The following is a 24,780-nucleotide window of genomic DNA, read 5'->3' as shown; positions in this document are numbered from 1 at the left end:
GGCTGCTTACCCTTCCAGCAGCCTCATCGCGTTGGCGAAGCTGCGGCGCATGCGGTTGAAGGATTCGGTGAGGGAGGCGATCTCGTCCTGTCCGGAGACCGGCAGTTCCGGCGCGGCGATGTTGCCCAGGCTGACCTCGTTGGCCGCCGCCGAGATGCGGCGGACGCGGCGGATGATCATCCAGTGCAGCAGCAGGTTCAGCAGTGCCGTCATCATCAGGAACACGAGGCAGAGGCCCAGCATCACGGTCTGGAACGTGCGCGCCGCGCGCTCCAGCGCCACGCGCATGGGAACGGAGACGATCTGCGCGCCCACCGTCTCCCCAAGCTTCCAGCCGAAGCCATTCTCGGGGCCATAGAGGTCGACCATGGCCGCCGGCGCTGCTTGCGGCGTCGAATGGCACTCCAGGCAGGCGCGGTCCTCAATCCGGATGGGGCGGGAGACGGAGAGGATCGGCCCGACAGGCGAGGGACGCTGGCTGATGTGCTCAGGCAGCGTCGGATTGGCGCGGAACAGGGTGATGATCTCGGCCTGCCAGTCGGTGGGCCGGCTGGCCGGGTTGGTCGGGTTGAGCGCCGGCATGCGTACGCTGTAGTCCGGGAACAGCTTCTGCAAGGCGCTGAAATTGGTATGCGCGGCCCAGAAGGGAACGGATTGCGGCAGGAACTGCCGGCGGGACTGATCCGCCAGCAGCGGCGCGATCTCACGCGCCGTGTAGTCGCTGAGGACGCTGGCCTGTCCGGCCATGACGCTGGCCTGCTGCAGCACCTCGCGCAGCGCGTCCCGCTGCGCCAGGCGGTAGGAGAGCAGGCCGGCGATCACCAGCCCGGCCAGGAAAGTGACCCCCATCGCCAGATTGAACTTCATCCGAAGCCCCATCAGGTCGCTTCCGCTGGCTGGGTGGCCAGCAGGCGGCGCGCCTGCTCCGGCGTCAGTACGCCTGTGGGCGCGGCGCCCGCCTCGCGCTGGTAGCGGCGGATGGCCACACGTGCGCGATGCCCGAAAATCCCGTCCAGCGGGCCGTCGTAGTAGCCGAGGCGCTGCAACACGCCCTGTACGAAGCGGCGCTGCGCGGGGCTGATCGGCAGCTCGCGCTGTGGCTTGCCGACGTCCGGGGACGGCGGTTCCGGGGGCGGCGGCGGCGGCGGCACGGCTTCCTCAGCCGGTGCCGGCTCGGGTGCCGGCTCTTGGGGCGGAGCGGCGGCCAGGGCCCGTGCCGGGCCGGCAGCGGTCCGGGCCGGCTGGTCATCGGTTGGCGGATGCAGGGCCAGTGTCAGGCCAGACAGTGGACCGAGATGCTGGCGCAAGGCCACTGACAGGCTGGCCAGGGGCATCTCCGCATCCGGTGCCAGGGTGGCGTCGAGGCTGCCGGCCAGAGGCGCGGGACCGGCTTCGGGTGCCGCGGCCGGCAGGGCCACAGCGGCGGTCGTCCGGCCACCGGCCCGGCCAAGCCCCTGCAGCCAGACGGCCGTGTCCCCAGCCGGCCCGGGCATGGCATCGAGCAGCATCAGCGCCTCCCCCCCGTTCGGTTGATCCAGGGCGTCGGTCAGGTGGCCCAGGAGGATGCCCTGGCTGATCGCGTCGGATGGCCGTTGCACCCGGGCCGAGACCGGCAACAGGAAGGGCCGGCCTTCGAAGGCCACTGCCCGGGCGCAGACATAGGCCACCGCCTCCGCGCCCGGCGCCTGGGCCAGCGCCTGCGAGAAGGCGCGGAAGGTGGCGGCCATCTGGCCATGGCTGAGGTCCTGGCGCAGGAACACCGTGTAGCCCCGCGCCTCCATCGCCTGCGCCACCAGCCGGGCGGAGGTGGCGCAGGCGGGCAGGGGCGGGGCGTCGGTATAGGCGCTATTGCCGATCACCAGCGCCAGGCGCGGCGGCGGGGCGGCGTGGGCAATGGGAGGCAACCAACCCAGCACCATGGCGGCGGCCATCAGGCGGCATCTTGTCACGACGTCAAGCTCCTGCGCGCGATGCGGAATCTGTTGCCGCCCATTAATCTCCCGCGCCCCGGCCGATGCATGCGGATCTGCCATGCCGGGATACCGGCGCGGGATGCATCCCCCTTTCGCCGAGGAACAGGGGTTCAGGCGTCGCGGTCCCACTCGGCTGCTTCGGGCGCTGCCGGCGCGGCCACGGACCAGCCATGGCGCTGCCAGGCGCCGTCAAGCAGCGCGGCGAAGGCGGCGGGGGGAACCAGGCCATGGGTCAATGCGACCCCCGGCGCCAGATGCGGCGCGCCTGCGGTGCACCAGAGGCCGCGCGCGCCAGCAGGGCGCGTGACCGGGCCAGCGGGTTCGCCCAGCGCCGCCGGCGCGGCCGAAAGGGCGGGCAAGGGAAGCCAATGTCCCGCGCCGCCTGCTTCCCAGGGCGGCAGCATGCAGGGGGCGGCGGCGGGGGAAGGCAGGCGCTCGCCCAGCCGCAGCGGATCGAAGCCGCCATCCAGTGCGCGCAGCGCCCGCGCCTCGGCAGCGGCGAACCAGGCGCCGCTGCCTGCCAGCAGGGCCAGCGGATCGGCCTCGGCAGGGATCTGCCGGCCCAGCATCAGGGGAAAGCAGCGGCCCACCGCGTCCATGCTCGGCATCAGCACCCCGATCAGCGGCAGCGGGCCGCAGACGCCTTCGGTCAGGGCGAAACGCCAGAGCGGCGCGGCGCGGTAGCGGTCCTCCCATGCAGCCCCCAGCCGCGCCTGGCTGGCCGCAAGCGCCTGCTGCAGCCAGTCATCCCAGCGAGCGATGACGGCTGGCGGCAGGCCCGCGCCGACGAAGTCAGACCGCGCCGGCACCTTGCCGTGATAGCCGGCCGGCGCCGCCGGCCAGGAGATGGCCGGGGTGCTCACAGGGCCTGCGGGCAGCGGAAGCCGGCCAGCAGGCCGCGCACGAAGGGGTTCATCGCGCCATCCGTCGTCAGCGTGAACGCCGCCTGGTGGGGCCCCGCCGTGACCCGCAGTTCCAGCGAGTCCGGGCCCTGGGAGCGAAGCACGGCGCGGTCGAGCAGGCGGAAGAGCGCCCAGCCGCCGCGCTCGCTGGCGACCGCGACCGCCCCCTGCGGCCCCAGAACGGTGATGGCGGCAGCGCCGCTTCCCTCCGCGCCAGGCCAGCGGATCCGCCGGGCCTCGGCATCGCCGGGTCGGTATTCAAGCCGGCGGCCGTCCAGTTCCACGACGACCGCCTGGATCGCCGGGTCGGCCTGGATCAGCGCCAGCGAGAAGCCGAAGGAAGGTCGGCTGCCGCCGTCCTGGAACAGGCTGTCGCGGATGGCGGCGGCACGTTCGAACTGCGCGAGGGCAGGGCGCGACAGGCGCAGTTCACCTGGGCCGCCGGACCGCGGCGCCCAGGGGCTGCGGCCGGTCTCGACCAGCCCTTTCAGGTTGTCGCTGAAGAAACTGTCGATCGACCCGTCACGGCCGAACAGCCGCCCGAAGTCGCCCAGTGGAATCTCGGCCGCCGTGCCGGGAATGAAGGGATAGCGCCCCTGGGTCAGCCGCTGGCAGGCCTGGCCCGGGCCAGCGCGCCACAACTCGCCAAGCTGCTGCCGGGCATCGCTGGCGGAGAAGTCGGCGCCGGTGCGGCCGATGCCCAGAATCCACTGGTCGATCGGCGGGGGCAGGCCGGCAGCACGGCGCTCGATCTGGGAGAGGGCGGCAGCAGCCTGGGCGCTTTGCCGGGCGGGATCGCTGGTGCCGCCCTGCAGATCGCTGAGGGAGCGGTAGAGGCGGTCCAGGTCGCGGATGGCGTCGTCGATCGGCGCCTGCGCACCGGCCTGGCTATCGGGCGGCACCTCGACCAGTTGCCGCAGCGACCGGAAGCGTTCGGCGGTGTAGCGGGCAGCGAGACCCTCCGGCGTGTCAGCGGCGGGCAGCATGGCGGGCTGCGCCGGCGTGGTGCCGGGCTCGGCGGGCGGCAGGCCCAGCGTCGTCTCCCGCGCCACGCTCGCCAGCAGCAGGCGGATGGGGGAGGTCGGCGCGGCCAGGATGTTCAGCACCCGCAGCACTTCCCCGATATCCCGGACCGGCACCACGGCGATATCGCCGAGCAGCCGGTCCCAGTGCAGGCTGAATTCCTGCAGGTAGATCGCTGTGGCATCCTGCCGGAGCTGGCGAACCGTCGCCGCCCGCGCCGCGGGGCCCGTGTCGGCATCCGCCTGGGGCGGGATGACCACCCAGCGGTCCTCGGCCTGGGCCTGGGCCATGGCGGGCAGCAGGCGCAGGAAGGTCTCGCGGAAGCCGGCCTGGGTGAAGAGACCTGGGATGCCGGCAACCAGCGGCTGGCCGGAGCGCCTCCGCAGCGCCGCCTCGGCGCCGGGGCCAGCGAAATCCGCCAGACGCCACGCGGGCAGCCGCGCCGCCTCGGGGCTGGCGAGAATACCGTTGAATACCAGCCGGGGCAACGAGGCCTTCTGCAACGTGGCCCGCACCTGCTCGATCAGCGGTCCATTGAGGCCGATGCTGGTCAGCGGGCCTTCAAGCAGCGTATCCAGGTGCTGCTGCAACGCCTGGAGGGTATCGGCCTGGTCCTCGCCCGGGAAGGCCGCCTGCCAATCCGCCAGCATCCAGCCGCGCACCACCTGCGGCCGCAGCGGCCCCTGCTGCCCCAGCATCAGATAAACCTTGAAGGGCTCATGGAGCGCCACCGGGTCATCCTGCTGGCGCGTCAGCACGGCCTCCAGCCGCAGCAGCAGCCGTGGCAACAGGATGGCGTTGAGGGCGCGGCGATAGGCCACCCCGGCCTCGGCGGCCAGCTTGGCATGCTGGTCGAGGCCCAGCAGCAGCCCGCCCCCGGCCCCCGCATCCCGGGCCAGCCCCACCGAAAGGCCGCGCAGCCGCGCCAGCAGCGGCAGCACCGGACGCGGATCGTCGCTGTCCACCCGTTCCAGCGTCAGGGCCTGCGCCTGGGTGGTGAAGCCGGCCGCCTCGGTCCGCACGGCCTCCACCAGGCGGGCGTTGCGGAAGAAGCCCATCGCCTCGAGGGCGCCGCCGGCGATCAGCAGCAGGCCTGCCGCGCCCATCAGCGCCAGCCGCAGCCGGGCCTGGCGGCGCGCGGCGGCCGGGTTGTGCATGACCAGCCCGGCTTCGGGGAAGATCACGTCTCGCAGCAACTGGCGCAGGAAGTAGCTGCGCCGTTGCCCGGCGAAGGCGGCCGGCGGGCGGCTCGTGAGGGCGAAGCTGCGGGCCAGGGCCTCCGTCACGCGGTCGAGTGGTGTGCCGGCCTGGGTGCCGCTGACGAAGTAGACGCCACGCAGCAGCAACGGATCCTCAAAGGAATTGGGGGCGAAGGTTTCCGACAGGAACTGCTGCACCAGCCCCCGGAGGCTCGCGACCTGCTGCGGAAAGCCAAACATCATGGCCCGGCGCTGCATGTCGCCCTCGCGTTGCAGGCGCTCTGGCAGCCGCTCGTCCAGCCGCCGCACCAGCGCGTCGAACTCGCTGCCGAAATCGGCGACGCGACCGTCCTCAGGCTCCGGCTCCTCATGCGGGAAGGTGATGCCCCAGACGGCGCCGCGACCTTCCTGACCAAGGTCGTCAAAGAATTCCACGAAACCGGCGACGAGGTCGAACTTGGTCAGCAGTACATAGATCGGCAGCCGCAGCCCCAGTTCGCCGTAGACCTCGCTGATACGCTGCCGGACGCGGCGTGCATGCTCCTGCCGCAGTGCCTCCGGCGCGGCGGTCAGGGCGTCGATGCCGATGGCGACGATGATGCCGTTGAGGGGCTGGCGGCGGCGGTGGCGGCGCAGCAGGCGCAGGAAGCCCAGCCACGCCGCCTTGTCCTGATCGGCGGCGCTGTCCTGCGTCATGTAGCGGCCGGCGGTGTCGATCAGCACGGCATCGTCGGTGAACCACCAGTCGCAGTTGCGCGTACCGCCGATGCCATTCAGCGCCGCCTTGCCGAAATGCCCCGCCAGCGGGAAGGTCAGGCCGGATTCGGTGATGGCGGTGGTCTTGCCTGAGCCGGGCGGGCCGATCACCACGTACCAGGGCAGCTGGTAGAGCCAGCGCCGCCCCCCGGCGCCGGCGAAACGCCGCTTGCGCAGGACCTGCAGCGCCGCCCGGAAACGCTGGGTGACGAGCTGCATCTCCTGCCGCACGGCGGCATCCTCCGCCGGTACGGCCTTGCCGGCCTGACCCAGCCCACCCAGTGCGTCGGTGATGCGGTTCTGAACGGCGAAATTGATCTGCTGCCGTACCATCAGGATGGCGCTCAGGCCCACCGGCAGCAGCGATACCGCCACGACCCGGCCTGCCACGCTCTCAAGCGGGGCCGTGCCCCAGATGCTCACTGCCGGACCCCAGACCAGGATCAACGCGGCCAGAACCGCCATGCCGAGCAGGATAAAGGACAGCTTCGGTAGCAGGGTGGTTTTCAGGTTCTGCATCTGCGCCCCGGAACTCAGACTGGCTTGTTGATCAGGAATTCAATCCGCCGGTTCTGCCGCCGCCCTTCCTCAGTCTCGTTCGGGGCGACTGGCTCGGCGGCTCCACGGCCTTCGACACGCAGGCGGTCAGGCCGCTGCATGTGGCTGCCGGTGATCCGGGCGGCTGCCTGGGCCCGCGCCAGGGAGAGCTGGAAGTTAGAGGGAAAGGCGACGGAGCGGATCGGCGCCGAGTCCGTATGGCCGGTGATCAGGACATCGCCGGGCTGGTCGTTCAGAGCCTCGCCGATGCGCTCGAACAGCGGGACGAAATCCGCCTCCACCGTGGCCCTGGCGGAGGCGAAGATGCCGGCGCCACGGATGGTCACGGCGATGTTCTGCGCCGTCTCCGTGACGGTGACGAGGCCTTCGCGGATCTCCGGCTCCAGGAAGCTGCGGATCGCGGCGCTGTCACGTGGCGGCGGGGGCGGTGGCGGCGGGGCGACGCGGGAAAGGCCGATGGCGCCACGCGGCGGCAGGTTGCCCAGTTCGGCAAAGGCGATGTCGGATCGCGCGTTCAGCGCCAGCAGCAGGCCGCCGTGCAGCAGTGCCAGGCCGCCCAGCGTGACCACGACCACCAGCCAGCCCGGCACCGCCGCGCCCAGCCGGCGCTCGGCCGCCACGCCGCGCCAGCGTGGGGAGAGGTCGCGCTCGAAGCTACCGCGCGCGGCGCGGATCAGCCCGTGGAGATCCTCCCGCAGCGCCGCCAGTTCCGTGGCACCCCGCGGGCTCAGCCGCAGCCGGCCCTCGAAGCCGAGGCTGAGGCAGCAGTAGAGCAGCTCCAGCAGGTCGACATGCAGGGCGGGCTCGCGCTTCAGCTGCGCCAACAGATCGAAGAAGCGGTCGCCGCCCCAGGTCTCGCTGAACAGGGTGCTGACGATGCCGCGGCGGGTCCAGAGGCTGCGGCTGCCCCAGGGAGTGTTCAGCACGACATCATCGATGGTGGCGGAGAGCGCGTAGCGGGCGGCGCGGACAGAGCGTGGCGCCAGGCCCAGCGGCACGATACGGCGCTCGAAGGCCTCGATCTCCGCCAGCACCCGGTCGCGCAGGCCGTCGACGTCGGCATGGCCCAGACTCTGCCGCAACTGCACGCAGAGCGTCAGGAGTGGCGCCGCAGCGACCACCAGCGGGCAGAGCCGGCCGGGCGAGATGTCGTTCCAGAATGGATCGGCCCTGGCCGGGACCGGCCGCAGGCGACCGCCGGGGTTCAGCAGCGTGGCCGCAGCCGTGGCGGGCTCAGGCATGATGCCGGGCGTGATGATGGTCTCATCATCCGGCATGGCCACTTCCCTCCCGCGACGGGCTGTTTCCGGCCGCAGCGTCGCCAGGGGCCCGCACCGGATCGGTGCCGAGGAGGGCGAGCATATCCCCGTCCAGGCCGGAGACGACCTGTTGATAAACCTGCTGGTAGGCGGCCCAGCGGGCGGCATCTCGCGCGAAGGGCAGGGGTCTGGCCCAGAGAGGCGGGGACGCCACGATCGCCTCCGGCGCCAGCCGGTCGCAGAGACTGCCCAGCGCGGTCTGCATGCTGGAAAGCAGTGCGAGTTGATGCGACCGGATGCCCTCGAAACCCTGCCGCACGGCGTCCTCCCCATCCAGGAAACCGGGCGCATCCGGAGCCAGCAGCAATGGCAGCGCCTCGCGTGGTTCGGCAGCGAATTTGAGCGGATTGTTGTCGGAGCGGCCGATCATCGTGCGCTCCAGCCCGAATTCCTGCTTCGCTAGGCTGCGGATCGCCATCAGCGCGTGCATCTCCGCCACCATGCAGGCCAGCAGACGGCCGGCCCGCGCCATCAAAGCCGCAGGATCAGTGACCTGGCGCGGCTCAAGGCCGCAGGCCGCCAGGAAGGCAGCCACGGCGGCCTGTTCCTGGCCGGGCTCCCGGGCCGGCTGCGGTGCTGGAACGGGTGCCGGATCGGGCGGCGCGGGTGCCTCCGCCTCCTCCGGTGCTGGCGGGGGCGACCAGGCGCGCAGCTCTCCGACGAGATCCCAGTCATCTGGGATGGCCTCGCCCATGACGCGGGGCTGCACGAAAAGGCCGACCTCGGCCGGCACGTGATCAGCGAAGGCCGCGGGCTCCACCGGTGGCAGCGTGGCGGGGCGGGCGGGGGGGAAGAGTGCGGAAGGCTCCTCGGGCTCCGCCAGCGCGAGGGGCTCGGGCGCCTCATCCCATCCGTCCGGGGGAGCGGGTGGCGGCGCCAGCTCTGCCCCGGTGGCAACCACGGTGATTGTGACCTGCCCCAGCCGGATGACATCTCCAGGCCCTACCGGCACCGGGGCAGCAGGTCCGACCGGCTCTGCCGCGCCATTGAGGAAGGTGCCGTTCCGGCTGTGGTCGATCAGCCGGAAGGAGCCGTCCAGCAGCGCCAGCTCACAATGGCACTTAGAGATCGTCCGACTCTCATCCGGCAGCACCAGGTCGTTCTCGACGCCCCGGCCGATGGTCACGCCGCCCCCCGCCTCGAACAGTCCCGGCGGCTCGCCTGTGCCTTCCACGCGCAGCACCAGGCCCATGGTCACTGCCCCCGGATGGCCCATAGCGCCATCTCCAGATTGGGGAACTCGCCGGCCACATGCAGCGCCAGCGCGCTCGCGGTTCGCATCTCCCGCCATAGCGGGCTTTGCTGGTCTATCTCGAAATAGGTGACGCCCACGTGGAAGGGAATCTGGCGCGGCGCCACAGGAAGCGCCGTGATGCCGATGCCCGGCAGCGCCACATTGACCAGCTCCTTCAGCTTCTCCGCCGGGCCGATCTTGATCTGTGACGGCAGCTCCCGCCGCAGCCGCTCTGCCCGCACATCCGCCCGCACCGCCAGCACGAAGGCGGCGCTTGCATAAAGGGTGCGGTCGGCCACTTCCGCGACATGCACGCCGTATTTGTGCTGCCGGAGCGGGATCGGCACCGCCGACTGCTCCAGCACCATGCTGAGCGACGCCCGGATGGACCGCAGCAGCGGCTGGAAGCTGCGCGCCAGGTCATCATGGCGGTAGGGCTCGAAGGGCGGCGGCCTCTTCTCTGCCCGCGCGAAGGTCGCCAGTTCGCCGGCCAGTTCGGCCGAGAGGGCGAACAACGTCTCCGGATGCACCAGGGCCGAGGCGCCGAGATGCGTGAAGCGCGGTTCTTGACGGTTGATGGCCTGCAGGAGCAGGAAATCGGCGATTTCCGCCACGCCGCGCGTGCCGGATTGCGCCACGCGCGCGGCCAGTGCCTCCGCCCGGTGTCGCAGCAGGCCGGTGACCTCAGTGATAATGTTGGACAGGACGCAGGAAGCGGCGCAATCCAGCATCGGCGGGATATACGCCTCGTCCAGTACCGCCTGCCGGTCTCCCCGCAACTCCACCAGCCGCGTCACAGGGAGGCAGGTGAAGCCGGCGCGGTCGGCCTCCTGCGGCAGCAGCCGGAAGTTGTGGCGGGCAACCTCAATGGCGGCGCCTTCACGCTCGCCGGCATTGATGTCAGTCAGCATCCGCTCGGCGACACCATGACGCACCGGCACATCGGCATGGCTGCGAGCATCGGTATCGATCGCGCCGGCCTGCGAGAGCGGCAGCGCCAGATAGACCACGCTGTCCCGCAGCTGTTCCGGTACCGCGAAGGGGGCGGGCGGGTCCGCGTCCTCGGGAATGCTGAAGGGCGTGCCATCCTCCAGAACGCCGCTGGCGCTTTCGACGGCGATCCGGCCGAGCGACAGCATCTCCCGGTTCAACCGTAACTCGGTGAAGCCCCAGCCATAGCCACGCAACGCGGCGGTGCGGCTTCGTACCAGCTTTTCAACGTAACGGTCGTTCTGCTGGAAATGCTGGGGGCGGAGAAAGAGCCCCTCCGACCAGACCACCCTATTGTCCCACGACATTCTGCGCCGCTCCGTCTGCGCCCATTGCCCGCCGCTGGCTGAACTGGACAGCAGCTGGCCTGGAGCAGTGTGGCGGCAAAGAGACGGGTGGCATCATGCGCTGTTGGCATCACGGCATGCGCCGGCGGAACCGCGCCGCCTGGAATGGTCGCATACCAACCGTGCATTGGGCGGATCGAGGCAGCGGGGACACTCTGCCTCGCGTCGAAACCAGCGGACCGACAGTGAACCAGGGGCCTGGCGTCATGAACGTGTTGGACACGGAGCAGTTGCTGATGCCTGTGGCCGGGGAAGATCCCTGCGGTGAGGCGCTTGATTACGACCTGCAGTTCATGGCGCTGGAAATTGCCGCACAGGGCGGGGGTACCGTCGATGCACCCGAGGCGCCGGACTGGGACGAGGTGGCGAGGACCGGACAGGAACTGGCTGCGCGCAGCAAGGACCTGCGGATCGGGGTGATGCTGGCGCGCGCGGCGCTGAACCGTTCCGGATTCGCAGGTCTTCATGAAGGCCTGACGCTGCTGCTGGGTTACGTCACGCAATTCTGGGACGCCGTCCACCCGCGCCCCGATGCTGAGGACAGTGACGACCAGACGGTCCGGGTGAATACGCTGGCGAATCTGTGCGACAGCGACGGCTTTCTGGCGGATATCCGGCGGGTGCCGCTGGCGCGGTCGCGCCTGTTTGGCACCGTGACATTCCGTGACTGGGTTGAGGCGCAGCGCGCCAGAACAGGATCGGACGACCTGTCGCGTGCCTTCCAGGATACGGACCCACAGGCGCTGCGCGACATCAGAAACCATCTGCGGTCCTGCCACTTGGTGACTACCGCGCTGGGCAAGGCTGTCCGCGCCAGGGTGGAGGCAAGCGAGGCAACCCGGATGGACCCGCTGCTCAACTTGCTGGAGCAGATGCAGGAGCTGCTGGACGCGCAACAGCAGGACCTGCCCGAAGCCACGGAAGCCGCGCCTGTCACGCTGCCCGAGGCCGCCCTGCCAGGCGGCGAGATCCGTAGCCGGCAGGATGTCATCCGCAGTATCGACCGGATCTGCCAGTGGTATGCCGCGCATGAGCCCGGCAGTCCGGTGCCGCTGTTGCTGGAGCGGGCGCGGCGGCTGGTATCGAAGGATTTCATGAGCCTGCTGCTGGATCTGGCCCCTCAGGGTGCCGCGCAGTTCCGCAGTATCGCCGGCATGGCGGAAACGCCGTGATGACGCCAGGCACTACCCCCAACATGCGCCGCACCGGCGCGATCATACCAGAAGGATGGCCGCAATGAGCAGTTCCAGCAGCCAGAAATTCATCGCGCGCAACCGCGCCCCGCGCGTGCAGATCGAATATGATGTCGAGCTGTACGGCTCCGAGAAGAAGGTGCAACTACCCTTCGTGGTGGGGGTGATGGCGGATCTGGCAGGCGATCCGGTGGAACCGCCGCCTCCGGTGTCCGATCGCAAGATGCTCGAGATCGATGTCGATAACTTCGACGCGCGTATGCAGTCGATGAAGCCGCGCGTTGCCATGCGCGTGCCTAATACCCTGACCGGCGAGGGTGAGCTTCCGGTCGACCTGACCTTCGAGAGCATGGAGGACTTCTCACCAGCGGCGGTGGCCGGCAAGGTGGATAGTCTGGCGCAACTGCTGGAGGTCAGGACGCAGCTGGCCAACCTGCTGACCTACATGGACGGCAAGAGTGGCGCCGAGGAGCTGCTGGGCCGGCTGCTGGCCAATCCTGCGCTGCTTGAAGTCCTGGGGAAGGCGCCGCGGAAGGAAGATCCGGTGGGCGGCTCGCCGGGCGCGGAGGAAGGAGCATGAGCCTGACCTCGGCCAGCAGCAAATCCACGGCGCGCGACAACATGATCGCGGCTGACGATTTCTCGGTCCTGCTGCAACGGGAGTTCCGCCCACACTCGGAGCAGGCGCGGAATGCCGTGGAACGCGCCGTGCGCACCCTGGCGCAGCAGGCGTTGCATGAGACGTCGCTGATCGGCGAGGATGTGATTGATACCATCCAGTCGATGATCGCCGCCATCGACCAGAAGCTCACCAGGCAGATCAACCAGATCATTCATCATGAGAAGTTTCAGTCGCTGGAATCTGCTTGGCGCGGTCTGCACCACCTCGTTTTCAATACGGAGACGGACGAGACATTGAAGATCCGGGTCATGCCGATCTCCAAGAGGGAACTGTCGCGGACGCTGCGTAAATACAAGGGGGTTGCCTGGGATCAGAGCCCCTTGTTCAAGAAGATCTATGAGGAGGAGTATGGCCAGATCGGCGGTGAGCCTTATGGCTGCCTGATCGGGGACTATTCCTTCGACCATACGCCTCCGGATGTTGAACTTCTGGCCGCCATCGGGCAGATCGCCGCCGCCAGCCACGCGCCTTTCATATCGGCGGCCTCACCGCATCTGCTGCGGATGGACAGCTGGCAGGAACTGGCGAATCCCCGTGACATCACCAAGATCTTCACCACCCCGGAGCATGCGGCGTGGCGTTCCTTCCGCGAGAGCGAGAATGCCCGCTACGTTGCCCTTGCCCTGCCGCGGACACTAGGGCGTCTGCCATACGGCGCGGCCACCAATCCCGTCGACGCCTTCGCCTTCGAGGAGGATGCGGACGGCACCGACAGCAGTAAGTACCTCTGGACCAATGCCGCGTATGCCATGGGCGCAAACATCACACGCTCCTTCAAGCACTATGGCTGGTTCTCGCGCATCCGTGGCATGGAATCCGGCGGAATGGTCGAGGGACTGCCGGTGCATACCTTCCCGAGCGACGACGGCGGTGTCGACCTGAAGTGCCCGACCGAGATCGCCATTAGTGACCGTCGAGAGGCTGAACTGTCGAAGAACGGTCTTCTGCCACTGCTGCATCGCAAGAACACTGATGCCGCGGTGTTCATTGGCGCGCAGACCGTCAGTAAACCGGCCCGATACACCGACCCCGATGCCACGGCGAATGCCGAGTTGAGTGCGCGTCTTCCCTATATCTTCGCCGTATGCCGTTTTGCGCATTACCTAAAATGCATGGTTCGGGACAAGATTGGCAGCTTCAAGGAGCGTGCCGAGGTGGAGCAGTGGCTCAACCTGTGGATCAAGAACTACATCCTTGCTTCACCGGAACTTGCCAGCGAGGACAGCAAAGCGCAGAAGCCGCTCGTCTCGGCCGAGGTGAAGGTCGAAGAAGTGGAAGATAATCCCGGCTACTACAATGCCAGCTTCTTCCTTCGGCCTCACTACCAACTGGAGGGGCTTTCCGTCTCGCTGCGGCTTGTTTCGCGCCTGCCGTCCGCGCCACAGATCTGAGCGGGAATTCCTGCTTTAACTTTATTCATTCTAGAGGATTACCATGGCATTTGATGCTGTTCTCCACTTCACCAGGCCATCTAAGGATAGCGTTCATCCTCAAGGTGAATCCCTCATCATTCCTAACGGCATTACACTTGCCGATGAATGGAGCTTCTCGTTGGAGAATAAGCTTCATATCGGCCCGCATACGAGTGGCGCTGGTGCCGGGAAGGCGGAGTTTGAAGTCTTTACTATCAAGAAGAAGGTAGATACTTCCTCGCCACACCTTTATGTGGCCTGTGGACGCGGCTGTCATTTCAATGCAGTCGAACTGAAGCTCTTCCGTGCCAGTGGCGCCGACACGAATACAGCGACTTCAAACCTGTTTCTGCAATGGACGTTCAACATGATGGCAGTCGAGAAGGTTGAGTGGTCCTACAGCGATCCGGTTCCGGAGGAGACAGTGACCTTCCGGTTCGGCGCCTGCAAAGTCAGTTATAGCAAGCAGGACCAGACGGGCACGATGGGGACTCCGAAAGAGGGAGTCTGGAACCAGATTGCCAACTCATCTAGCTTTGACCAGCTGACGTAAATCCCGTCTGCAGTACGAATACTCTGGAAGAGCTCTGGCATTCTCCGCAGGAAGATGGTGATGATTCAGTCCTTCAACCAGGATCTGGTGCAACCGTCTTTGCTCGATCGTCTTACCGACCTGCATCCGCAACATGCAACGGATAGCGGTAGCGAACGTGTTCTTTCCGTGCGCCGCCTGAGGGAAGCCATTCTGCGGGACGTGACATGGTTGCTCAACACGAGCCACTTGGATTCAGTGGTGGATCTGCGGGCCTTCCCGCAGATCGCCGCCAGCACGTTGAACTATGGGGTTGCGACGTTGCATGGCCATAGCATGGAAGGCGTGGATCTCAATTTGCTTCGGCAGATGATCGTGACCAGCCTGCGGCGTTTCGAGCCGAGACTTCTGCCCGGCAGCCTGCATGTCGAAGCTCTGGATCAAGGGCGACGTCCCGGCTCGCTGCATTTCCGCATCGAGGCGGACCTTTGGGCAGAGCCCGTGCCGCTGCGGATGATCATGCGTACTGAGCTTGACCAGGAGCTGGATGCGATCCGCGTTGTGGAAGCGCGGGCTGAGAGCCTCTGATGGACCGGCAGTTCCTGCGGCTTTACAATGACGAGCTGGCTTACATGCGGGACATGGGTGCGGAGTTCGCCCGGGCCTTTCCCAAGATCGCCGGCAGACTTGGAATGGAGGGCGACGAGGTCGCGGACCCCTATGTGGAGCGGCTGATCGAGTCCTTCGCCTTCATGGCGGCGCGGGTTCAGCACAAGCTGCAGGCACGCTTTCCGGCCTTCACGCAGCATCTCCTGGAACAGGTCTATCCGCACTTCCTGGCCCCGGTGCCATCCATGGCCATGCTGCGTTTCATGCCGGACCCGCAGGCGGGGCGGCTGGACAAGGGTTTCCTCATCCCGCGTGGAACACGGTTGTTCAGCCAGCTGGCTCCAGGCACGATGACGCATTGCGAGTTCCGCACCGCGCAGGATGTGCGGATCTGGCCACTCACGATCAGCCATGTGGATTACTACGCCGTGCCTAGCCAGGTATCCGCTCTGGCCCTGCCAGACGGTGCGGCGCGCGCGGCGCTTCGTGTCCGTCTGAAGACGACCAACGGCGTCAGCTTCGATCGTCTGGCTTTGCGTGTGCTGACGCTGCATTGCCTGGGGGCTGGCGGCATCGGCGCGGCCACGGCCGAGCATTTGCTGACGGACTGCATTGACATCGTGGCGCGCCCGACGGAGCGGCCCTTCCCCTGGCAGGAGAGGATCGCGCCGGCCGCGCTGCGCCAGGTTGGCCTGGAGCCTGAGGCGGCACTCCTGCCACAGGTGCCGCGCTCCTTCGACGGCTATCGCCTGCTGCAGGAGTATTTTTCACTGCCGCAGCGCGGTCTCTTTGTCGAACTGAGCGGGCTCGCCGACTCGGTTGCGCGTTCCTCCGGCGATGAGATGGAGATCATCTTCGTGTTCCGCCGGGCGGAGCCGCGGCTGGAGCGGCAACTAGGGCCGCAGAATTTCGCTCTCTTCGCCACGCCAGCGATCAATCTGTTCGAAAGGCAAGCGGACCGCATCCAGCTGAGCGACCGCCACTATGAGCATCATGTGGTGCTGGACCGGCTGCGCGGGCTTGACCTGGAGCTGCACTCGATCCTGGACATGGAGGGAGTCGGTGAAGGTGAAGCAACGGAGCCGGTGGAGTTCCGCCCCTTCTACAATCTCCGGGAGCACGGCCGGCGCGGGACCCATCAGAGTTACTACACGCTGCGCCGGGAGCAGCGGATGCTCTCGGAGCAGCAGCGCCTCAACGGCTCGCGGAGCGGCTATATCGGCAGCGAGGCTTTCGTCTCCTTGGTGGACAGCTCGGCGGCCCCTTATCCTGATACGATCCGGCATCTCGCCATCCGCTGCCTCTGCTCCAACCGCGACCTGCCGCTGCTCCTGCAGCCAGGCCGGGACGAGACGGACTTCACGCTGGAGATCGGGGCCCCGGTTACCGCCGTCCGCTGCATCGGCGTGCCGAGCCGGCCGCTTCCCTCGCCCGCCCAGGGGGATGTCGGCTGGAAGCTCGTCAGCCATCTCTCCCTGAACTATCTCTCGATCACCGGCTCGGACGAGGAAGAGGCCCAGGGTGCCGAGGCCCTGAGGGAGCTGCTGCGCCTGTATGTGGATGCGGAGGATGTCGCGGCGCTGCGGCAGATCGACGGCATCCGCTCCATCCGCTCCCGTCCGGTGGTCCGGCGGCTGCCGGGACGTGGGCAGAGCGCGGTGGCGCGTGGTGTGGAAATCACGGTGACGCTGGATGAGGCGGCTTTCGAGGGTCTTGGCATCTTTCCGCTCGGTTCCGTTCTCAGCCACTTCTTCGCCAAATACGTCTCCGTCAATTCCTTCACCGAGACGGTTCTGGCCAGCCTGCAGCGCGGCGAGATCCGCCGCTGGCCGATGATGCTCGGCCTGCGGGCCATCGTCTGATGGCAGATAGCCTTCGCGCCGTGCTGGAGGCGCTGGCGGCGGAGCCGGAAGGCTCCGACCTGTTCCAGGCGCTGCGCCGCATCGACGCGCAATGCCCGGACCGGCCGCGGCTCGGCGAGTCGGCGCGCCCGGCACGGGACGTCATCCGAATTGGCCAGCAGCCGACCCTGGCCTTCGCCCCACGTGCCATCGCCGCGCTTGAACTGGCCGAGCCGGATGGGCCTGCGCGGCTGCTCACCTATGGCTTCGGCATGTTCGGGCCGAATGGCCCTCTGCCGACGCACCTCACCGAATATGTCTTCTCGCGGATGCACCATGCCGGCGATCATACGCTGGCGCGCTTCGCCGATATCTTCCACCACCGCATGGCCTCGTTGTTCTTCCGCGCCTGGGCGGAGAGCGAGCCGACGGTCAGCCATGACCGTCCGGGGGAGGACCGCTTCGCCACCCAGCTCGGCGCGCTGGCGGGCTTCGGCATGCCCTCGCTGCGCGGGCGGGACGCGATGCCCGACCTCGTCAAGTTGCACTTCACCGGCCGCCTTGCCAGCCACGCCCGCAATGCCGAGGGACTGGAAGCGATCCTGGGCGACTTCTTCTCCGCTCCCGTGCGCCTTCGTGAATTCGCGCCGCAATGGGTCCAGCTGCCGAGGGAGGCGCTCTGCCAGCTTGGCCGCAACCCGCAGAATGGGCGGCTCGGCAGCACGGCCATGGTCGGCGCGCGGCTGAAGGTCCATCACCACCGCTTCCGCGTCATCGCCGGGCCACTGAGCCTCAGTGCCTATGAGCGCCTGCTCCCGGGTGCGCCGGGCCTCTCGCTGCTGGGGCGGATCATCCGCAACTATCTCGGTGACGAGCTGGCCTGGGAGGTCAACCTGGTCCTGCACCGGGATGAGGTGCCGCAGCTGCGGCTGGGCCAGGCCGGGCGCCTCGGCTGGACCGGCTGGCTGGGGCGGCGGCGTTCACCCGGCCATGCCGATGACCTCACGACCATGCCGGCGGACGCGCCCTCTCGCGCAGCGAATGCGCAGGCCGCCACATCCTGGAGCTCCCCATGACAGGCATCAGCCGTCAGAGCCTTTTCGGCAGGCTCAACCCCACCTGCTTCCGCAGCCTGGAGGCAGCGACCGCCCATTGCAAGCTTCTGGGACACAGCTATGTGGAACTGGTCCACTGGCTGCAGCAGCTCATGGAACTGCCGGATTCGGATATCCGGCGCATCCTGGCGGCATACGAAGTGGATGCGGGGCGCCTTGGCCATGACGTGACACGGGCGCTGGACCGGCTGCCGCGCGGCGCCACCTTCGTCTCCGACCTTTCCGAGCATGTCGAGGTCGCGGCCCAGGAGGCGTGGCTCGTCGCCAGCCTGGCGCATGGGGCCGGGCAAATCCGGTCGGGCCATCTGCTGGAAGCCTGCCTTTCCAGCCGCGCGCTGTCGCATGTCCTGCTCGGTATCTCCGCCGAATTCAGCAAGCTGCGGCCGGAGCGGCTGCGCGATGAATTCGACCGCATCCTCCAGGGCTCGCCAGAGGTAGACGCGGCAGGTCCGGTCGCCGTGCCACAAGCCAGCGGCGCCCAGGCGGAAGTGCTGGCGCGCTACACCGTGGATCTGACGGAGAGTGCGCGGGCCGGCAAGCTTGACCCGGTGATCGGGCGGGACGCGGAGATGCGCCGGCTGATCGACGTGCTGATGCGGCGGCGGCAGAACAACCCGGTGCTGACCGGCGAGGCCGGCGTGGGCAAGACCGCGGTTGTCGAAGGGCTGGCGTTGAAGATCGCGGCCGGGGAGGTGCCACCGTCGCTACGGGACGTGTCGCTGCTGGCGCTCGATATCAGCCTGCTCCAGGCCGGCGCTGGCGTGAAAGGTGAATTCGAACAGCGGTTGAGCAAGCTGGTGGAGGCGGTGCAGGCAGCGCCGCGCCCGGTGATCCTTTTCATGGACGAACTCCACATGCTTGTGGGCGCCGGCGGGCAGGAAGGCACGGGCGATGCCGCCAACCTGCTGAAGCCTGCCCTGGCGCGGGGTGCGCTGCGGACCATCGGCGCCACCACCTGGGCCGAGTACCGGCGTCATATCGAGCAGGATGCGGCGCTGAGCCGGCGCTTCCAGCCGATTCCGGTCGCCGAGCCCGACAACGCACTGGCCATGACCATGATGCGGCGGATGGTGGCGTCCCTGGAGCGCCACCATGAGGTGGAGATCCTGGACGAGGCGGTGGAGGCCGCTGTCATCCTGTCCCGCCGCTATATTCCCGCCAGGCAGTTGCCGGACAAGGCGCTCAGCCTGCTCGACACCGCCTGCGCCCGCGTCGCCAACAGTCAGCACGCGCGGCCTGACCCGGTGGCGCACCAGCAGCGGCAACTGGATGCGCTCGGGCTGGAGCAGGAGATCCTGGCGCGGGAGGAGGCGGAAGGCACCGGCAGGCGCCAGCGCCGCGACGAGGTGGAGGCGGCGATCACCACGGCTCGCGCCGAACTGGCGCGCCTGGAAGCATGCTGGCAGCGGGACCTGGAGCGGGTGGGGTGCCTGCGTCGGGCCCGCGCCGCCCGGCGCGCGGGCGAGGCGTCCGACGCGCCACCTCCGCCCGGCAGCGCGGATGCGCCGCCCCTGGTCCTGGACCGGGTGGACCGGCAGGCCGTCGCAGCCATCGTGCAGGACTGGACCGGCATTCCCACGGGCCGGCTCCTGAAGGATGAAGCAGCGACCCTGCTGTCTCTCCCGGCGATGCTCTCCGCCCGGGTGATCGGACAGGATCAGGCGCTGGAGGCCATCGCGCGGCGGGTGCAGACCAGCCGGGCGGGGCTGGAGGACCCGGCCAAGCCGATCGGCGTCTTCCTGCTCTGCGGCCCCTCCGGAGTTGGCAAGACCGAGACCGCGCTGGCATTGGCCGAAGCGCTGGTGGGCGGCGAGAGTAACCTCATCACCATCAACATGAGCGAGTTCCAGGAGGCGCATACCGTCTCCTCGTTGAAGGGGGCGCCGCCGGGCTATGTCGGGCACGGCCAGGGCGGCGTGCTGACCGAGGCGGTGCGCCGCCGTCCCCATGCCGTCATCCTGCTCGACGAGGTCGAGAAGGCGCATCCCGACGTCCACAAGCTGTTCTTCCAGGTCTTCGACAAGGGCGTGATGGAGGATGGCGAGGGACGGCGTATCGACTTCCGCAACACGCTCATCCTGCTGACCTCCAATATAGGCAGCGAAGAGATCACCCGCCTCTGCCGGCCGCAGGGGGAGGGCGCCAGCCCGGCGCAGCCCGAGGCCGCGGCGCTGGAAGCGGCGCTGCACCGGCCGCTGCGTCAGGTCTTCCCCCCGGCGCTGCTGGGACGGATGGTGGTGCTGCCATACTACCCTCTGAGCGACGCCGTACTGGAGCGGGTCGTCCGCCTGCAGCTTGGCCGTATCGCCGAGCGGATGATGCAGGCGCATGATTTGCCCTTCACCTATAGCGACGGGGTGGTGGCGCTGATCGCCGCGCGCGCACGGCAGGTGGACAGCGGCGGGCGGATGATCGACGCCATCCTGACTGGCACGGTACTGCCCACGATCAGCCGGCACATCCTGACGCATCAGGGCACGAGCCATGCACCGGGCGCCGTGCGGCTCGATGTGCGGCACGGCGAGGTCGCCTATGACTTCGGCGAGGCCGCGTCCCAGGCCGCGGTGGCCTGAAGCAGCGCGGGGAGCGGGCCTATGTCTTTCGCCGATGCGCCGCAGGCGCCCCCCATCGCCTCGTTGCTGCGCGACAACCGCTTCGCCGCCATCACCTCAGCCGCCTTCGCGCTCCATGACGTCAGGCTTCGTTGGCTGAAGGGCAGCGAGCGCCTGGGCGAGCCTTTCCGTTACGAGGCGAAGATCGCCAGCCGTGACCCGATCCGCAACTTCGCTCGCGTGCCCGGACAGGAGATCACGGTCGGCTTCAAACTACAGGACGACGGCACCCGTTTCCTGCACGGGATCGTCACACGGCTGGAATATCTCGGGCTGGACGAAACGCGGCAGCCACATTACGCGGTCGAGATCCGCCCCTGGCTGGCGGGGCTGGCCCATCGCCGCAACAGCCGGATCTTCCAGAACAAGACCAGCCTGCAGATCGTCACCACCATCTTTCGCGAACATCGTGGCGGTTTCAAAGACCGCACCAACGGGCGCCTGCCGCGACGCGAGTATTGCGTGCAGTATGACGAGACGGATCTGGATTTCGTCACCCGGCTGATGCAGCAGGACGGGATCTACTACTACTTCGAGCATGCCGAGGGCCGGCATGACCTCGTGCTTGTCGATACCGTGGCGAGCCATCCGGCCGCCAGTCCCGATACGGTGGAGACCCATCTGAACCTGAAGGATTTCCGTTATCTGGACGACATCATCTGGCACTGGCGGGAGGCCGTGGATCTCGTTCCCTTCAAGGTGGTGCTGGATGATTACGACGAAGGGAAGCCGGCGGCGCAGCTGATGGCCCTGGCACCCGTCGCGCCAGTGGCCACCGGCGGCATCCCGACGCTCAGCAGCACTTCGGCCACGCCTTCGCGGCGGGGTGGCGGCGGCAGGATCGGCACCACCGAGGCCCATACCATGCCAGGCAGCGGCATGCTCCTCAGCGAGGTCTATACCTATCCCGGCGGTTACCAGGAACGGCGCGACGGTGATTTCTACGCCACCATTCGCGCTGAGGAGATCGCCTGCCGCGCCTATCGCGTGCAACTGGAGGGAAGTGCGCGCCAGGTCACCACCGGTTCCGTCTTCAAGGCCGCCAATCCCTTCGACATCGCCGACAAGGCCATGGCGCCGGCGCCCACGGAGCGATTCCTGGCCATCGCCACCGAAATCGAGGTGATCGGCGACCTCGGCGAAGGGTCCGGGCATGATGACAGCGCACCGCAACTCTACCGCAGCACCATCGAGGCCATGCCGGCGATCACGCAGTTCCGCCCGCCACGGAGCATGCCGAGCCCGATGGCCGGTGGGCCGCAAACGGCGATTGTGGTCGGCCGCCCAGGGGAGAGCATCACGACCGATGTTCTTGGCCGCATCAAGGTGCAGTTCTTCTGGGACCGCGAGGGCAGGCGGGACGACAATAGCTCCTGCTGGATCAGGGTGGCGCAGAGCTGGGCCGGCAGCGGCTTCGGCGGGCTGGTCACGCCGCGCGTGGGGCAGGAGGTGGTGGTGAACTTTCTCCATGGCGACTACGACCAGCCGCTGGTGGTCGGCGCCGTCTACAACGGCAACAATCCTCCCCCCGAGAACCTGCCGGACCATGCCACGCGCTCCAGCTTCCACACACGAACCGACGATGGCGGCACCCGTGGTTATAACCAGCTCCGTTTCGAGGACCGGGCGGGAGCCGAGCATGTGTTCCTGCGTGCCCAACGCAACCACAGCGTCGATGTCGAGCGCCTGCTTTCCCTCCAGTCCGGGGTGAGCGCCATCGTCTCGGCGAGGGAGGCCGTGATGCTCGAAAGTGCGTCCGTGCCTGGCACGTCGTATGGCAGCCATATCGAGGTGACGCCGCAGGGGATCGCGTTGCGCGTGACCGCCCCCGGACGTGAGCAGTGCATCCTGATCGGGGCAGAGGGAATCACCGTACAGGGCCACGACATCAGGCTTATCTCGTTCGGCAAGCTCCTCGTCTCTCCCATTCCCATCCCTCATCCCCCTCAACTGCTCCCGGCGGTGCTGGCGGCGATCAAGCGGATGTCACTCCTGGTTCAGCGGCGCCGTACCTCGGAGATTCAGGAACAGCTTCGCGACCAGCAGTAAGGCCGCGGACCCTCTTCACCCACAGGAGCTTTCTGCCTTCCTTCGGAGGGCGTGAGGACCATAGCCGTTCTTGATACCGGAATGACAAATGCGGATTCGAGAAGCGGTGCGCCTCGAGCCATGCTGCCAACCAGATACACGGCGTTGCCGCGGTGTATGGCTGGTCATGTCCAGCCGCAGTGGCTCAGGGGACGTAATGATACTGACAACCTACGAGACGGAATCCTTTGTCGAGATCGACGGTTCCATGATGCGGGTGCTGCAGGCTGGCAGGGGAGAGCCAATTCTGCTCGGGCACAGCTATCTCTGGGATGCCGAGATGTGGCGCCCCCAGATGGAGGCTTTGTCTAGCCAGTACCGCGTCATCGTCCCGGAGCTTTGGGGGCATGGCGGGTCCGGCGTGCTTCCCTCATCGACCGTCGACCTGGTCGGCCTCGCGCGGCAGCACCTGCTCCTGATGGATCATCTGGGGATCGAACGCTTTGCCATCGCAGGCTTGTCCGCCGGCGGGATGTGGGGCGTGGAGCTCGCCCTTCTGGCGCCGGAGCGCGTGAGCGCCATCGCGCTCCTCGACACCTTTATCGGGCCGGAGCCTGAGGTGACGCGCGGACGCTATTTCAAGATGTTCGAGGCGATCGAGGCTTGCTCGGCTTTTCCAGCCGCCGTGCTGGACGCCGTCGTGCCGATATTCTTCGCGCCTGACGTCACGGAGCGCCGGCCGGATCTTCCATCCGCCTTTCGACAGAAGTGCGCCGACTGGGAACGCTCACGCCTGCTGAGCAGCGTGGTACCACTCGGGCGGATGATCTTCAGCCGCAGGAGCCTGCTGGGTGAGCTGCATGCGCTGCACTGCCCGCGGCTGGTGATGGTGGGCAGCCATGACCAGCCGCGCCCCCCGCAGGAAGCGGCTGTCATGGCTGCGGCGATGGGCTGCGAAGTCGTGGAAGTGCCAGGCGCCGGCCATATCTCGTCCCTGGAGGCGCCGGAGGTGGTGACGGCACAGCTTCTCAGCTTCCTGAACGGCGCGACGGTGGCTTAGGCGGTAATGGGGACACAAGACAATGCCATTGACCTGAAGCCGCTCCAGACCCCGGCGCGCACTGGCGCAACCACCCGCAAGACCGAAGCAGCCAGTTTGTGTTCTTGACCCACCCCCAAGCGGGCCGCCGAGGCGATCGGGCGTGCTGTCCAGGGCACCAGCCGTTCCATGCGCCGAGATTCCCCTCGCCGCTTCACAGACCATGCCAATCGCACCGTCACCCAGGACGCGCGTCCCATGCACAACAAGTCGAAGCGCCGCCGGGAGTGCATACTGAACGCCGTCGGATCCGGAGTTCCTTAGATCGTCGGCATAGTGCCGCCATCAATCGTGAACTCGGCACCATGAATGGCGGCCGCCCGTTCAGAGGCGATGAAGGCGATCAGCTCAGCAACTTCATCAGGCTGTGCCGGACGCCCGATCGGAATGCCGCCAAGGGCATCAAGGATGCTCTGACGTGCCGCTTCCTCATCCCCGTCCATGCCGACGGCAATCCGCTTCACCAAGGCGTCCGCCGCGGAAGTGTAGATCCAGCCGGGAGAAACCACGTTTACACGGATGCCCTTTGGTCCGACTTCCTTTGAAAGAGCCTTGCTATAGGCGACCAGGGCGGCCTTCGCCGCAGCATAGGCGGTTGTGGAATCGTGTAGAGGAAGCCTGCGCTGGATCGAGGCGGTGTGAACGATCGAACCCGAAGCAGATTCGATCATGCCGGGAATAAGCGCCCGATCGAGCCGCACCGCACTCAGCAGATTCAGGTTCAGTTCATCCGCCCAGTGGTGATCTCCGAGTACGGCGAAACCTCCGGCGGGCGCTGTCGATCCACCCAGAACATGGGCGATGATGTCGATACGACCCAAGCGTTCCTTCGCTGCCTGGGCAAAGAGTGAAATTCCTTCCGCCGTGCTGAGATCGGCTTGCACGAAGGATCCAGCTGGAATGGAATCCGGGCGGGAAGATCGTGCCGCGGTAATAACTTTTGCTCCTCCAGCCAGGAACCGCCGGAAGGTTGCCGCACCCGCACCTTTGGTGCCAGCAGTCACGACAACAGCCTTTCCACTAAACTCGGTAGAGTCGATGTGTGCCATTATGCAGCCCTCATTCGAGTGATGCTGCGCTCATTCAACTTGGTGGAGATTGGGAGTGTGTCTTGATCCGACATGAAGGCGATAGGCGCCTGTGCTGTCACATGACTGAAGTCGCGATTACAGCAGATGGGATGGATGCTGCCACACTTGTGCTGATCATCAGGCCCGGCGGTATCGGTGGCGAGGAAAGGCAGCACAGTGCCGCGATATCCTCCGGCTGGTTCGGCCTGGGGGAAGTTCATGAAATCTCCATCGGTTTGTATACTCAAAGGCGTTGATTCAGGTAGACTTGGCCTTAAGTTCTCCA

The 24,780-nt window shown here is 67.4% G+C and carries 19 protein-coding genes; 11 read left to right on the top strand and 8 right to left on the bottom strand.

Annotated features, from left to right (window positions below; translation table 11 throughout):
• Positions 1-6 precede the first annotated feature (6 nt).
• From IAI58_RS13495 to tssK, 7 genes are all read right to left on the bottom strand, one after another.
• Positions 7-879, bottom strand: coding sequence for a Tll0287-like domain-containing protein (locus IAI58_RS13495; protein WP_207445290.1), 873 nt, complete (start codon positions 877-879; stop codon positions 7-9).
• A complete protein-coding gene (locus tag IAI58_RS13490) occupies positions 879-1,949 on the bottom strand; it encodes a peptidoglycan-binding protein (protein WP_207445291.1) in 1,071 nt (356 codons plus the stop codon). Before IAI58_RS13490 ends, IAI58_RS13495 begins: the two co-directional genes overlap by 1 nt.
• Positions 1,950-2,083: 134 nt before the next feature.
• Positions 2,084-2,836: a type VI secretion system-associated protein TagF gene (gene tagF / locus IAI58_RS13485; protein WP_207445292.1), complete on the bottom strand. Its 753-nt coding sequence runs from the start codon at positions 2,834-2,836 to the stop codon at positions 2,084-2,086.
• The gene (gene tssM / locus IAI58_RS13480) at positions 2,833-6,372 is read right to left on the bottom strand and encodes a type VI secretion system membrane subunit TssM (RefSeq protein WP_207445293.1); all 3,540 of its coding nucleotides are present in this window, start codon (positions 6,370-6,372) and stop codon (positions 2,833-2,835) included. The genes tagF and tssM overlap by 4 nt, the downstream gene beginning before the upstream one ends.
• Positions 6,373-6,386: 14 nt before the next feature.
• Positions 6,387-7,688 carry a type VI secretion system protein TssL, long form gene (icmH, locus tag IAI58_RS13475; protein ID WP_207445294.1) on the bottom strand — a complete coding sequence of 434 codons (1,302 nt, stop codon included), beginning with the start codon at positions 7,686-7,688 and terminating at the stop codon, positions 6,387-6,389.
• Entirely contained in the window at positions 7,678-8,946 is a 1,269-nt protein-coding gene (tagH, locus tag IAI58_RS13470) for a type VI secretion system-associated FHA domain protein TagH (protein WP_207445295.1), read from the bottom strand. Before tagH ends, icmH begins: the two co-directional genes overlap by 11 nt.
• Entirely contained in the window at positions 8,925-10,262 is a 1,338-nt protein-coding gene (tssK, locus tag IAI58_RS13465; protein WP_207445296.1) for a type VI secretion system baseplate subunit TssK, read from the bottom strand. The genes tagH and tssK overlap by 22 nt, the downstream gene beginning before the upstream one ends.
• A 245-nt stretch (positions 10,263-10,507) precedes the next feature.
• Here tssK and tssA point away from each other — a divergent pair, with 245 nt between their 5' ends.
• The 10 genes from tssA to IAI58_RS13415 all read left to right on the top strand — a co-directional run bounded on the left by tssA (position 10,508) and on the right by IAI58_RS13415 (position 23,385).
• Positions 10,508-11,473: a type VI secretion system protein TssA gene (gene tssA / locus IAI58_RS13460; RefSeq protein WP_207445297.1), complete on the top strand. Its 966-nt coding sequence runs from the start codon at positions 10,508-10,510 to the stop codon at positions 11,471-11,473.
• 64 nt (positions 11,474-11,537) lie between these two features.
• Positions 11,538-12,074: a type VI secretion system contractile sheath small subunit gene (tssB, locus tag IAI58_RS13455; RefSeq protein ID WP_207445298.1), complete on the top strand. Its 537-nt coding sequence runs from the start codon at positions 11,538-11,540 to the stop codon at positions 12,072-12,074.
• Entirely contained in the window at positions 12,071-13,567 is a 1,497-nt protein-coding gene (gene tssC / locus IAI58_RS13450) for a type VI secretion system contractile sheath large subunit (RefSeq protein ID WP_207445299.1), read from the top strand. Before tssB ends, tssC begins: the two co-directional genes overlap by 4 nt.
• A 43-nt stretch (positions 13,568-13,610) precedes the next feature.
• Positions 13,611-14,141: a type VI secretion system tube protein Hcp gene (locus IAI58_RS13445; protein WP_207445300.1), complete on the top strand. Its 531-nt coding sequence runs from the start codon at positions 13,611-13,613 to the stop codon at positions 14,139-14,141.
• 60 nt (positions 14,142-14,201) lie between these two features.
• Positions 14,202-14,708, top strand: coding sequence for a type VI secretion system baseplate subunit TssE (gene tssE, locus IAI58_RS13440; RefSeq protein WP_207445301.1), 507 nt, complete (start codon positions 14,202-14,204; stop codon positions 14,706-14,708).
• Positions 14,708-16,591 carry a type VI secretion system baseplate subunit TssF gene (gene tssF / locus IAI58_RS13435; RefSeq protein WP_207445302.1) on the top strand — a complete coding sequence of 628 codons (1,884 nt, stop codon included), beginning with the start codon at positions 14,708-14,710 and terminating at the stop codon, positions 16,589-16,591. The genes tssE and tssF overlap by 1 nt, the downstream gene beginning before the upstream one ends.
• A complete protein-coding gene (tssG, locus tag IAI58_RS13430) occupies positions 16,591-17,646 on the top strand; it encodes a type VI secretion system baseplate subunit TssG (protein WP_207445303.1) in 1,056 nt (351 codons plus the stop codon). Before tssF ends, tssG begins: the two co-directional genes overlap by 1 nt.
• Positions 17,643-20,258, top strand: coding sequence for a type VI secretion system ATPase TssH (gene tssH, locus IAI58_RS13425; RefSeq protein WP_207445304.1), 2,616 nt, complete (start codon positions 17,643-17,645; stop codon positions 20,256-20,258). Before tssG ends, tssH begins: the two co-directional genes overlap by 4 nt.
• Positions 20,259-20,279: 21 nt before the next feature.
• A complete protein-coding gene (locus tag IAI58_RS13420; protein WP_207445305.1) occupies positions 20,280-22,346 on the top strand; it encodes a type VI secretion system Vgr family protein in 2,067 nt (688 codons plus the stop codon).
• 247 nt (positions 22,347-22,593) lie between these two features.
• Positions 22,594-23,385 (top strand): alpha/beta fold hydrolase, encoded by a 792-nt coding sequence (locus IAI58_RS13415; protein WP_207445306.1) that lies wholly within the window; start codon positions 22,594-22,596, stop codon positions 23,383-23,385.
• A 299-nt stretch (positions 23,386-23,684) separates the two neighbouring features.
• Here the strand turns inward: IAI58_RS13415 and IAI58_RS13410 are convergent, their stop codons facing one another.
• Positions 23,685-24,473: an SDR family oxidoreductase gene (locus IAI58_RS13410; protein ID WP_207445307.1), complete on the bottom strand. Its 789-nt coding sequence runs from the start codon at positions 24,471-24,473 to the stop codon at positions 23,685-23,687.
• Positions 24,474-24,574: 101 nt separating this feature from the next.
• Between IAI58_RS13410 and IAI58_RS13405 the strand changes: the two genes are divergently transcribed.
• Positions 24,575-24,751: a hypothetical protein gene (locus IAI58_RS13405; protein ID WP_207445308.1), complete on the top strand. Its 177-nt coding sequence runs from the start codon at positions 24,575-24,577 to the stop codon at positions 24,749-24,751.
• Positions 24,752-24,780 lie beyond the last annotated feature (29 nt).

This window comes from Roseomonas marmotae, assembly GCF_017654485.1.
Lineage (GTDB): Bacteria > Pseudomonadota > Alphaproteobacteria > Acetobacterales > Acetobacteraceae > Pseudoroseomonas > Pseudoroseomonas marmotae.
Note: the sequence above shows the minus strand (reverse complement) of the source record. Positions and strands in the feature narration are given on the sequence as shown.